We start from the raw sequence: 11,075 nt of genomic DNA on the forward strand, positions 1-11,075 counted from the left end.
GTGCCCCCCACCGGTCGGCGCGTGTGGGCGGGGGGGGCCCCCCCCCCCCCCCGACGCTCCAGACGCTGAGTCGTACGTTCAGGACACCGAGTTCGACGGTCAGGAAGGCTGGGCCGCTTGGAAGCGGGCGGTGAAGTCCTTACGGCCTTGCTCGGTCAGGCCGCCGTGCAGGCGGAGGCGGGCCATCCCGCCGTCGGGGTAGATGTCCAGCCGGAGGTAGCGCAGCTCCGGGACCTCCACCAGCGGGAAGCGGTGCCGGGTGTCCGGTTGCAGGCGGGTGCGGGGCAGCACCTCGAACCACGAATCGCCGTCGACGGAACCCGACAACGCGGCCCAGCCGGGCGCGTTTCCCTTGAAATGACTGGTATCCAGCTCAGCCAGGCGCGGCACGCCCGCACCGGCGAGCGCGATCACTACCCAGTCGTTGGCGTCGTCCCGCCGCCGCGCGGTTTCCCAGCCCTCCCCCATCACCGAGGCGAACCCGGGCGAGATGAGGTTGCTCGGCGACGAGTAGAACATGTTGCTCGCCTCGGTTACCCTCGCGCCGTTCTCCAGCGCCGCGAGGTCCAGCGCGCCGAGATCGAGCAGCCGCGGGTCGGCCACCGGCGCGCCGTGCACCCGGAACCGGGCGACCCCGCCGTCGGGATAGATCGTCAACCGGGCATGCGTCCAGCGCCGTGCCGACGACACCTCGAAGAAGTTCTCGGCATCGCCCCGCAACGGGGACTTGTCCACGAGCGTCGTCCAGTCCAATGAGGACAGTTCGACCGGGCTCGGATATCCCTCAACGGCAACAGCTTCGACCGAGGCGAACGGCGGGTAGTTCCCGGTGAAGAACGCCGTGTCGACGATGACGCCCGACACCACACCGGGCAGGCCGAGCCGGACGATCGCCTGGTCGGCTCCCGGCTCGCGGCGGCGGCGCGTCTCCCAGCCGTCGTAAATCTGCCCCTTGTGCCCGAAGCTCCACGGCTGGAACTCGGGCTTCCCGGGCTTGACCAGGTTTTCCCGCTCGGCGAACAGCTCGTCGTTGGCCCACACCACACCGCCGCCGACGCGCCGCGACGCGAGATCCGGCTCGTTCGTCCACACTGGACGGTCGTTCACGAAATCCCTCCTCGTACCAGTAACTCACCTTCGGCCACCGACCCGATCTCCTTGCCCCGCAACCAGGTCGACCGGACGACCCCGGTCAGCGCCCGGCCGTGATAGGCGCTGACCGGGTTGCGGTGCCGCAGGTTCGCAACATCCACCACGAACTGCTCGTCCGGCGCGAACACGCAGAAGTCCGCGTCCGCACCGATCTCGATCCGCCCCTTGCGCGCCAGCCCGGCCTGCGCGGCCGGCCGCTCCGCCATCCACCGGACCACGTCGGCCAGGGTGAACCCGCGGTCTCGCGCGCCCGTCCACACCGCGGGCAGCCCGACCTGCAGGCTCGCGATCCCGCCCCACGCCTCGCCGAAATCGCCGATGTCGAACCGTTTCAGCTCCGGCGTGCACGGCGAATGGTCACTGACCACGAAGTCGATCGTGCCGTCGGCCAGGCCCTGCCACAGCAGTTCCCGATTGCGCGACTCACGGATCGGCGGGCAGCACTTGAACTGCGTGGCGCCGTCGGCGATCTCCTCGGCACTGAACGTCAGGTAGTGCGGGCAGGTCTCGACGGTGAGCGCCACCCCCTCGCGCCGCGCCGCGCCGATCATCGCGAGAGCGTCCGAAGAGGACAGATGCAGGATGTGCACGCGCGCCCCGGTCCGCCGCGCCAGCTCGATCACCCGGGCGATCGCGACGTTCTCCGCCTCGCGCGGCCGCGAGTTCAGGAAGTCGGCGTAGTGCCCGCCGTGCGCCTGCGGGGCTTGCTCGATCGTGTCGGGGTCCTCGGCGTGCACGATCATCATCGCGCCGAGATCGGCCAGGATCCGCAGGTCCGCTTCCAGCTCCCCGGTCTCCAGCGGCGGGAACTCATCCACGCCCGAGTGCAGCAGGAAGCACTTGAACCCGAACACCCCGGACTCGTGCAGGGCACCCAAATCCGCGCTGTTGCCGGGGATCGCCCCACCCCAGAACCCGACGTCGACGTGCACGCGCCCGGCCGCGGTCTTGCGCTTGAGCTCCAGCGCGGCGACGTCGACCGTCGGCGGCAGGCTGTTCAGCGGCATGTCGACGATCGTCGTGATGCCACCGGCCGCCGCCGCGCGGGTCGCCGTCTCGAAGCCCTCCCAGTCGCTGCGCCCGGGATCGTTGACGTGGACATGGGTGTCGACGAGCCCCGGCAACAGGACCTCGTCGTCGCCCAGTTCGACGACGCGCGGACCGACCAGCTCGCCGTAGGCCGCGACGGCCACGATGCGACCGCCATCCACACCGACGTCGAACGACCCCTCGCCCGCGGACGTCACCGCACGCCGAGTCCGGAACACCAGCTCCACGAGAACCTCCTCCTACCCCGGCGGACTCATACCCCCTCGAACTCAACCACGTTAGCCAGCGAAGTGCCCATGGCCGCGTTTCCGGTGCGCTCGATCACGATTTCCACCAGCACCGGACGGCTCGTGCGCACGGCTTCCTTGCGTGCCCATTCGATCGACGAACGGATGTCGCCGGGCTCGGTCACCCGCGTGCCGGTGCAGCCGTAGGCGGCCATGATCTTCACGTTGTCCGTGCCGTGCTGGTCGTAGTGGATGTCGACCTGGTAGTTCATCTCATAGCCGCGCTCGGCCTGCCGGATCAGGCCCAGGTACTCGTTGTTGAGCATGATCAGCACGAACGCGACGTCGTACTGCGCGGCGACGGCGAGCTCCTCGACCAGGAACTGGAACGAGTAGTCCCCGACGATGCCGACGACCTCCGCCTCCGGGCGGGCCTTCTTCACCCCGATCGCCGCCGGGATCTCCCAGCCGAGCGGCCCGGCCTGCCCGCACACCTGGTAGTGCCGCGGCCGGTGCGCGCGCTGGAACTGGCCCGACCAGATCTGGTACAGCCCGATCGCGGTGACGAAGTACGTGTCCTCGCCGAACAGGTCGTTGATCTCACGGAACACCCGCGGCGCCTTGATCGGCGTGGTCTCGAAGTCCTCGCGGCGCGGCAGGTCCTGCCTCAGCTGGGCGATGCGCTTCACCCACTCCCCGCGATCCGCCACCACTTCGCGGTCGCGCACGGCGTCCACCAGCACGTTCAGGAACTCGCGCACGTCGGACACGATGCCGAGATCCGGGCCGAACACCCGGCCCAGCTGGGTGGGCTCGATGTCGACGTGGATGAACTTCCGGTCACCGCGGTACACCTCAAGCTCGCCGGTGTGCCGGTCGCCGAAGCGCGCGCCCAGTGCCAGCACCAGATCCGCTTCGAGGAACGCCGCGTTGGCCCAGCGCTGCGAGGTCTGGATGCCGGCCATCCCGGCGAAAAGCTCGTGGTCCTCCGGGAAGCTGCCCTTGCCCATGAGCGTGACCTGCACCGGTACGCCGAGCCGCTCGGCGACCGCGCGAAGCTGTTCGGCGGCCTCGCTCAGCACTACTCCCCCGCCGGCGAGGATCATCGGGCGCTCGGCCGCGAGCAGCAGGTCCAGCGCCCGCTCGACGCGCGGCCGGTACGGGGTGACGACGGGGACCGGGAGCGGGCAGTCGATGCTCGAATCCCATTCGATCTCCTGCTTCTGCACATCCAGCGGCAGGTCGATCAGCACCGGGCCCGGGCGGCCCGACCGCGCGATCCGGAACGCCTCGCGGAAGATCCACGGCGCCTGCGCGGCTTCCTTGATCTGCACGGCCCATTTCGTGACGGGCTTGGCGATCTCGACGATGTCGACCGCCTGGAACGCCTCCTGGTGCAGCTTCGACGAAACCGCCTGGCCGGTGATGCACAGGATCGGGATCGAGTCGGCCTGCGCGGTGTACAGGCCGGTGATCATGTTGGTGCCCGCCGGGCCGGAGGTGCCGATCGCGACCCCGACGTTGCCGGTGGTGCGCGCCCAGCCGTCGGCCATGTGCGTAGCGCCTTCCTCATGGCGCACGACGAGATGCTCGATGCCGCCGTGGTCCTCCATTGCCTTGTACAGCGGGAGAATCGCGGCGCCGGGGCAGCCGAACGCGGTGTCGACGCCCTCGCTCGCGAGGATCTCGACGACGGCCTGCATCACGGGGATTCTGGGCATGGCTACTCCCGTCCGGAGAGTTGGGCGACGAGCTTCAGCAGCGCGCCGTGGTCGAGGCCGCCGTGGCCCTGGGCCTTGAGCGACGCCATGAGCTGCGCGACCACCGCGCCGAGTGGGATCACGACGCCGGCCTCGCGCGCCGCGGCTTGCGCGATGCCGAGGTCCTTGTGGTGCAGCTCGACCCGGAAGCCCGGGGTGAACTCGCGCTTGACCATCGCGGCGGCCTTGCGGTCGAGGATGCGGTTGCCGGCGAGGCCACCGGCGAGCACCTTGATCGCCGCGTCGGTGTCGACGTCGTGCGCTTCGAGGAACACCAGTGACTCGGCGACCAGTTCGATGGTGCCGGCGACGATCAGCTGGTTGGCGGCCTTGACGGTCTGCCCGGCGCCCGCGGCGCCGACGTGCATGATCGTGCTGCCGACCGCTTCGAGCACGTCGCGCGCGGCCGCGAAGTCCGCGTCCGCGCCGCCGACCATGATCGACAAGGTGCCTTCGATCGCGCCCTGCTCGCCGCCGGACACCGGCGCGTCGAGCGCCCGGACGCGCCCGGCGATCGCGCGCGAGACGTCGGGGCGGATGGTGCTGCAGTCGATCAGCAGCGCGCCTTCCTTCGCGTGCGCGAGCACGCCGGCCTCGCCGAGGACGACCGCTTCGACGTCGGGCGAGTCGGGCAGCATCGTGACCACGATGTCCGCGTCGCGCACCGCCTCGGCGACACCGGCCGCGCCGTGGCCACCCGCCGCCACAAGCTTGTCCACTTTGGACTGTGAGCGGTTGTAGCCGGTGACCTCGAACCCGGCCTTGACCAGGTTGGCCGCCATCGGCCCGCCCATGATGCCCAGCCCGATGAACCCGATCTTCGTCATCGTTTCCCCTCCAGCCAGTCGAAGGACTCCTCGCTGCGCCCACTCGGCTTGTACTCGAGCCCGACGTGCCCGTCGTAGCCCGCCGCCGCGAGTTCGGCCAGGTAGCCGGTGATGTCCAGGTGCCCGGTGCCGGGCTCGTGCCGGCCGGGGACGTCGGCGATCTGCACGTGCCCGATGCGCGCGGTGTGCTGCTGGATCACCGCGCCGAGATCGTCCCCGTTGGTGCCGAGGTGGTACAGGTCGAACAGCAGGAAGATGTTGTCCCGGCCCACCTTGTCGATGACGGCGAGCGCGTCCGCCGCCGTCTTGAGCGGGTAGCGGTCCGCGCCGGAGAGCGGTTCGAGTACCAGCCGCGCGCCGATCCGCGCGACCGCCGTCGCCGCTTCCTCCAATGTGGACAGTGCGTGCTCGTCCTGTGCGACCGGATCCTGGCCGTCGACCCGGTTGCCGTACAAGGCATTGAAGGTGCGGCAACCCAGCCGGTCGGCGATCCCGACGGCGATGTCGACGCTGTCGGCCAACTCCTGCTCGCGCCCTATCCAGGACACGATGCCGCGGTCACCGGCGGGCATGTCCCCGGCGAAGAAGTTCAGGCCGACCAGGCTCATTCCCGCGTCGGCGACCGACCGGACGAACTCGTCGACTTCGCGGTCACCGGGACTCGCCGTATCGAACGGCCACCAGTACTCGACCGCGGTGAAACCGGCCTTGCGGGCGGCGTCGGCTCGCCGGAGCACGGGAAGCTCGGTGAACAGGATGGAAAGGTTCACGTCGTAGCGCATGGCCTCTTCTTCCGTATAGCGGAAGTTTATTTCCGTAAAACGAGAATAGCTCCGTAGCGGCTCGGGCGTCAACGGGATACCGTGCGGGTCGTGGAACTGAAGGCCGAGTTCACCACCGAACCGTTCCGCGGCGAAGGTGAGCCGCCCGAACACGCCGTCCGCGCCCGCGAAGCCGCCACGAAGGCCGGGCTCACCGTGGACTTCGGCCCGCTCGGCACGACCGCGCGCGGCGAGTCCGAAGCCTTGATCGACGCACTGCCCGCGATCGCCCGTGCCGCCCTCGACGGTGGCGCCACCCGGTTCACGCTCCAGCTTTCCTCGGATGACGCCCAGCCGCCTTCCGACACTCCCCCGCACACGCTGGAACGGCTCATCGTCGAGGTCGAGGCCCAACTGGGCGGGAGCCTCCTGGATCTCGACCGCACGGAGAAGCAGCGAGCGGTGCGCCTGCTGGAGGAACGCGGCGCCTTCGCCATGCGGAAAGCCGTGGTCACGATCGCCGCGGCGCTGGGGGTCACCCGGTTCACCGTCTACAACTACCTCAACCGCCAGCATTGACTTCAACAAACTGTTGAAGGAGGATCGTGCCGTGGCATTCGACCTGGCCGGCTTCAACTCCGCGCCGCCCTCCCGGCTCCAGGCGGACCTCGCGGGCTGTCTCGACGTGCCGCGCTGGGTCTCTTCCGTGCTGGCCGGGCGGCCGTATGCCGACGTCGGCGCGTTGCGGTCGCGCGCGGAGATCGCGCTGGAGCCCGCCGAGATCCATCGTGCGATGGCGGCGCATCCCCGGATAGGCGAGAAGGCGGCCGGCGTGTCGAAGGCCGAGCAGTCCGGTGTGGACAGTGCGGCCGCGGAGAAGTTCCGCGCGGCCAACGTCGAGTACGAGGAGCGGTTCGGGCACGTGTTCCTGGTGTGCGCGAGCGGTCGCAGCGGCGAGGAGCTGCTGGCCAACCTGCGTGAACGGATGGGCAACGACCCGGACACCGAACTCGCCGTCGCCGGGCGGGAACTGGTCAAGATCGCCTTGCTGCGACTGGGAAAGCTGGTGACCGCGTGAGTCTGGTGACAACGCATGTCCTCGACACCGCGGCCGGGCGCCCTGCTGCCGGACTGCCCGTGCGATTGGAATCCGAGGGAAAGCTCGTCGCCGAGGGGCGCACCGACGACGACGGCCGCATCCGCGACCTCGGCCCGGAGACGCTCGAACCCGGTGTGTACCGCCTGGTCTTCGACACCGCGGCCTACCTGGGCCCGGACGGTTTCTTCCCGGAGATCGCCGTGACGTTCCGGATCACCGACGGCGCCGCGCACCATCACGTGCCGATCCTGCTCAGCCCGTTCGCCTACTCCACCTACCGAGGGAGCTGATCGCCGTGGCCATCACCCTGGGCCCCAACCAGTACGGCAAGGCCGAAGTCCGCCTGGTCACGGTCAACCGCAGCGGTCCGGTGCACGCGATCAAGGATCTCACCGTGTCCACCTCGCTGCGTGGTGACCTCGCCGCGACGCACCTGACCGGCGACAACGCGGGCGTGCTGGCCACGGACACGCAGAAGAACACCGTCTACGCGTTCGCGAAGCAGGCCCCGGTCGGCGAGATCGAAGACTTCGCGCTGCGGCTCGCCCGGCACTTTGTGCATGGGAACATCACGGGGGCGCGGATCCTGATCGACGAGCACGGCTGGGACCGCATCACGGTCGACGGCAAGCCGCACGACCACTCGTTTTCCCGCGCGGGGGATGAAAAACGCACGACGGCGGTGACGATCGACGGTGACCGCGCGTGGGTCGTGTCCGGGCTGCGCGACCTCGTCGTGCTCAAGTCCACAGGGTCGGAGTTCCACGGGTTCCCGCGCGACGAGTACACGACGCTGGCCGAGACCGACGACCGCATCCTGGCGACGGCCGTGACCGCGCGCTGGCGCTACCAGGGTTCGGAGGTCGACTGGGGCAAGAGCTTTACCGAGATCCGGCGGATCATGCTGGAGAAGTTCGCGACGCTGCACAGTTATTCGCTGCAGCAGACCCTGTACGCGATGGGCGAGGCGGTGCTGCGGGCGCGGCCGGAGGTGGCGGAGATCCGGTTGTCGCTGCCGAACAGGCATCACTTCCTGGTCGACCTGTCGCCGTTCGGGCTCGAGAACGACAACGAGGTCTTCTACGCCGCCGACCGCCCGTACGGCCTCATCGAAGGCACCGTGCAGCGCGACGACGCCGAAGACCCCGGCCTCGCCTGGTCCTGACCCCGCGGCGTGTTGGCCGCCCGCGCGGGCGTGTTGGCCGCCCACGTCGGTGAGTTGGCAATCCACGTCGGTGAGTTTGCCGCGCACGAGGCCAACTCACCGACGCAGCGGGCCAACTCGGTGACGCAGCGGGCAAACACGCGCGCGGGAGGGACGAACACGCCGGTCAAGCGGGGACGAACTCGCGGAGTTCCTTGATCAGGACGTCCGGGCGGTCCTCGGGGATGAGGGTGTAGCTGTCCTCGACCTCGACGAGCTTCGCGTCGGGGAACAGGTCGGCGAGGCGGCGGCCGTGCTCGCGCGGCATCACCTTGTCCTCGGTCGCCCAGACGACGAGCACCGGCCGGTCGAAGGCCTTCAGCCGGTCCGCCCACTCCAGCAGAGTTTCTTTCGGCGGCACCGAAAGCCCGTACTTCTTGATGTCGCGGCGGATCTCGGCCGAATCGGTCGCGGGCCGGAACCAGCCGTCCATGACCTCACGCGGCACCGGACGCTTGCTCATCCACCCCCAGCCGCCCGGGGCCCGCCGGAAAGCCTGGAGCCGCAACAGTCTCATCACCGCCGCGAGCCCGCCGGGCATCCGCGCCGCCTGCACGATGAGCCAGCCGGGCAGACCCGGCGGGTAGTTGTCGAACGCCTCGCAGGCGACCATCACGAGGCGCCCGACGCGGTCGGCCTTCTCCTCGGAGATCAGGTACTGCGCGCCGCCCCAGTCGCTGAGCACGAGCGTGACGTCCCGTAGGTCCAGCTTCTCCAGGAACTCCCACATGAGCTGGACCATGCCGGGCATCGACAGGTCCGCGTCCGGGCGCATCGGCGTGCGATGCCCGCCCAGCGGCAGTGTCGGCAGGATGCAGCGGTACCCGGCCAGGCCCGGCACCACCTTGCGCCACAACGTGCCGTCCATCGTCAGACCGTGCAGCAGGACGAGCACCGGACCGTCCCCACCGGTGTCCGAGTACTCGATCGGGCCTGCGGAAAGCTCTACCTCGGGCATGACGCCCTCCCCAAATTTGATAGATCGCTCTAGCTGGACGGTAACGTAGACTCGCCGGGTGGGCAACACCAAAGAGCGCATCATGAACGCGAGCGCCGAACTGTTCCGCCGCAACGGCTACACCGGGACCGGGCTCAAGCAGATCGTCACCGCGGCGGGCGCGCCGTTCGGCTCGCTGTACCACTTCTTCCCCGGCGGCAAGGAACAACTGGGCGCGGAGGTCATCCGTGAGTCGGGCCTGCTCTACGGCCAGCTGTTCGACATCTTCATCACCCCCGCGGACGACCCGGTGAGCGGTATCGAGTCCGCCTTCGCCGGAGCCGCGGTCACGCTCAAGGAAACCGACTACGCCGACGCCTGCCCGATCGCGACCGTCGCGCTCGAGGTCGCGAGCACCAGCGAACCGTTGCGCCTGGCCACCGCGGAGGTGTTCAACGCCTGGATCGACAAGGGAACCGAGACGTTCGCCCGGTTCGGACTGTCCGAAAAGGACGCGCGCAAGCTCACCATCGCGGTGATCACCAGCCTGGAGGGCGCGTTCGTGCTCAGCCGTTCGCTGCGCGACGTCGAGCCGCTCGCCGTCGCCGGGGAAACCGCCGCCACGATGGCGCGTCAGCTCATGAAGGAACCCGCGGCGAAGTAGACCGCGAAGATCGCGGCCAGCACCCCGAGCAGCCAGCCGACCTCGCGGACCCGGCCCTTCGCGATCTTGATCAGCACGTAGGCGATCAGCCCGGCGCCGATGCCGTTGGTGATCGAGTAGGTGAACGGGATGACCGCCGCGATCAGGAACACCGGGATCGCGACATCGATGTCCTGCCAAGGGATCCGGCGTGCCTGCGCCATCATCATGCCGCCGATGACGACGAGCGCGGGCGCGGCGGCCTGCGCGGGCACGATCGCGGCGATGGGGGTCAGGAACAGGGTGACGGTGAACAGCCCGCCGGTCACCACGCTCGCGAGACCCGTGCGCGCCCCCTCCCCCACGCCCGCCGCGGACTCCAGGAACACCGTGTTCGGCGCGGAACCGCTGAGCCCGCCGGCGAGCGCGCCGAAGCCGTCGACCAGCAGGATCCGGCCCATGCCCTCGACGCGCCCGTCGCGGACGAGCCCGGCTTCCTCGGACACGCTCGTGATCGTGCCCATGGCGTCGAAGAACCCGGACAGCACCAGGGTGAACAGGAAGACGCACGCGGTCACCGGTCCCGCCGAGGCGAAGCCGCCGAACAGGTCGATATGCCCGAGCAGGCTGAAATCCGGGGTCGCGACGACATGCGTCGGTACCGTCGGTTTTACCAGGCCCCACCCGGACGGGTGGAACGCGGCGTTCACGATGATCGCGAGCACGGTGGCGACCACGATGCTGATCAGCACCGCGCCGGGTGTCTTGCGCGACACGAGCACGATCATCAGCAGCAGGCCGACGCAGAAGACGAGGATCGGCCAGCCGGTGAGATGCCCGTCGAGGCCCATCCGCACCGGCACCGTCGAGTCCGCCGAGTCCGGGGTCCGCGTCACGAACCCGGCGCTGACCAGGCCGACGAGCGCGATGTAGAGGCCGATGCCGACGGTGATCGCGGTCTTGAGCGCCATCGGGATCGCGTTGATGATCCGCTCGCGCACCCCGGACACCGCCATCAGCACGATGCACACACCTTCGAGCACGACGAGCCCGAAGGCCTGCGCCCAGGTCATCTCCGGCGCCATCTGGAACGCGACGACGCCGTTGATGCCCAGCCCCGCGGCGAGCGCGAGCGGTGCGCGGCCGAACAGTCCCATGAGGACGGTGGTGACACCCGCCGCGAGCGCGGTCGCGGTGGTGACCTGCTCGGTGCTGAGCTTCGCGCCGGTGATGTCGGCGGACGCGCCGAGGATCAACGGGTTCAGCAGCACGATGTAGCACATCGCGACGAATGTGGTGATGCCGCCGCGGATCTCCCGCCCGACACTGCTGCCACGGCGCGAGATGCCGAAGTAGGAGTCCACAAAGGACTTTCGGGGGGTGGGCCTGGTGCGCAGCTGGATCATGCTCGCCTC

General features: G+C 69.4%; 12 protein-coding genes. 5 read left to right on the top strand and 7 right to left on the bottom strand.

Features of this window, described 5'->3' with window-relative positions; translation table 11 throughout:
• Nucleotides 1-99: 99 nt before the first annotated feature.
• Genes alc through LOZ83_RS24960 form a run of 5 tightly spaced genes read right to left on the bottom strand, consistent with a single transcriptional unit; the run spans nt 100 to nt 5,798 of the window.
• Complete coding sequence (alc, locus tag LOZ83_RS24940; protein ID WP_236794064.1) at nt 100-1,107, bottom strand: allantoicase; 1,008 nt, start codon at nt 1,105-1,107, stop codon at nt 100-102.
• Entirely contained in the window at nt 1,104-2,429 is a 1,326-nt protein-coding gene (gene allB / locus LOZ83_RS24945) for an allantoinase AllB (protein ID WP_236794066.1), read from the bottom strand. Before allB ends, alc begins: the two co-directional genes overlap by 4 nt.
• A 26-nt stretch (nt 2,430-2,455) precedes the next feature.
• Complete coding sequence (gene gcl / locus LOZ83_RS24950) at nt 2,456-4,150, bottom strand: glyoxylate carboligase (protein ID WP_236794068.1); 1,695 nt, start codon at nt 4,148-4,150, stop codon at nt 2,456-2,458.
• 2 nt (nt 4,151-4,152) lie between these two features.
• On the bottom strand, nt 4,153-5,016 hold the full coding sequence (locus LOZ83_RS24955) for a 2-hydroxy-3-oxopropionate reductase (protein WP_236794070.1): 864 nt from the start codon (nt 5,014-5,016) through the stop codon (nt 4,153-4,155).
• A complete protein-coding gene (locus tag LOZ83_RS24960) occupies nt 5,013-5,798 on the bottom strand; it encodes a hydroxypyruvate isomerase family protein (protein WP_236794072.1) in 786 nt (261 codons plus the stop codon). The genes LOZ83_RS24955 and LOZ83_RS24960 overlap by 4 nt, the downstream gene beginning before the upstream one ends.
• A 90-nt stretch (nt 5,799-5,888) precedes the next feature.
• Here LOZ83_RS24960 and LOZ83_RS24965 point away from each other — a divergent pair, with 90 nt between their 5' ends.
• Genes LOZ83_RS24965 through pucL form a run of 4 tightly spaced genes read left to right on the top strand, consistent with a single transcriptional unit; the run spans nt 5,889 to nt 8,041 of the window.
• On the top strand, nt 5,889-6,356 hold the full coding sequence (locus LOZ83_RS24965) for a helix-turn-helix domain-containing protein (RefSeq protein WP_236794073.1): 468 nt from the start codon (nt 5,889-5,891) through the stop codon (nt 6,354-6,356).
• Nucleotides 6,357-6,387: 31 nt separating this feature from the next.
• Nucleotides 6,388-6,855, top strand: coding sequence for a 2-oxo-4-hydroxy-4-carboxy-5-ureidoimidazoline decarboxylase (locus LOZ83_RS24970; protein ID WP_374202708.1), 468 nt, complete (start codon nt 6,388-6,390; stop codon nt 6,853-6,855).
• Complete coding sequence (gene uraH, locus LOZ83_RS24975) at nt 6,852-7,166, top strand: hydroxyisourate hydrolase (protein ID WP_236794076.1); 315 nt, start codon at nt 6,852-6,854, stop codon at nt 7,164-7,166. The genes LOZ83_RS24970 and uraH overlap by 4 nt, the downstream gene beginning before the upstream one ends.
• Before the next feature lie 5 nt (nt 7,167-7,171).
• Nucleotides 7,172-8,041 (top strand): factor-independent urate hydroxylase, encoded by an 870-nt coding sequence (pucL, locus tag LOZ83_RS24980; protein ID WP_236794078.1) that lies wholly within the window; start codon nt 7,172-7,174, stop codon nt 8,039-8,041.
• Nucleotides 8,042-8,207: 166 nt separating this feature from the next.
• Here the strand turns inward: pucL and LOZ83_RS24985 are convergent, their stop codons facing one another.
• Complete coding sequence (locus tag LOZ83_RS24985; protein WP_236794079.1) at nt 8,208-9,038, bottom strand: alpha/beta fold hydrolase; 831 nt, start codon at nt 9,036-9,038, stop codon at nt 8,208-8,210.
• Between the two features lie 82 nt (nt 9,039-9,120).
• Here LOZ83_RS24985 and LOZ83_RS24990 point away from each other — a divergent pair, with 82 nt between their 5' ends.
• Nucleotides 9,121-9,681 carry a TetR/AcrR family transcriptional regulator gene (locus LOZ83_RS24990; RefSeq protein ID WP_236794355.1) on the top strand — a complete coding sequence of 187 codons (561 nt, stop codon included), beginning with the start codon at nt 9,121-9,123 and terminating at the stop codon, nt 9,679-9,681.
• Here the strand turns inward: LOZ83_RS24990 and LOZ83_RS24995 are convergent.
• Nucleotides 9,651-11,066: an NCS2 family permease gene (locus LOZ83_RS24995; RefSeq protein ID WP_236794080.1), complete on the bottom strand. Its 1,416-nt coding sequence runs from the start codon at nt 11,064-11,066 to the stop codon at nt 9,651-9,653. The two genes, LOZ83_RS24990 and LOZ83_RS24995, sit on opposite strands and share 31 nt — an antisense overlap.
• Between the last annotated feature and the right edge of the window lie 9 nt (nt 11,067-11,075).

Source organism: Amycolatopsis sp. GM8, assembly GCF_021653975.1.
Lineage (GTDB): Bacteria > Actinomycetota > Actinomycetes > Mycobacteriales > Pseudonocardiaceae > Amycolatopsis_E.

What these genes read in the sequence shown, in the direction of transcription:
- gcl (WP_236794068.1), bottom strand. Translation starts at nt 4,150, where the DNA reads ATGCCCAGAATCCCCGTGATGCAGGCCGTCGTCGAGATCCTCGCGAGC.
- LOZ83_RS24955 (WP_236794070.1), bottom strand. Translation starts at nt 5,016, where the DNA reads ATGACGAAGATCGGGTTCATCGGGCTGGGCATCATGGGCGGGCCGATG.
- LOZ83_RS24960 (WP_236794072.1), bottom strand. Translation starts at nt 5,798, where the DNA reads ATGCGCTACGACGTGAACCTTTCCATCCTGTTCACCGAGCTTCCCGTG.
- LOZ83_RS24985 (WP_236794079.1), bottom strand. Translation starts at nt 9,038, where the DNA reads ATGCCCGAGGTAGAGCTTTCCGCAGGCCCGATCGAGTACTCGGACACC.
- LOZ83_RS24990 (WP_236794355.1), top strand. Translation starts at nt 9,121, where the DNA reads ATGAACGCGAGCGCCGAACTGTTCCGCCGCAACGGCTACACCGGGACC.
- LOZ83_RS24995 (WP_236794080.1), bottom strand. Translation starts at nt 11,066, where the DNA reads ATGATCCAGCTGCGCACCAGGCCCACCCCCCGAAAGTCCTTTGTGGAC.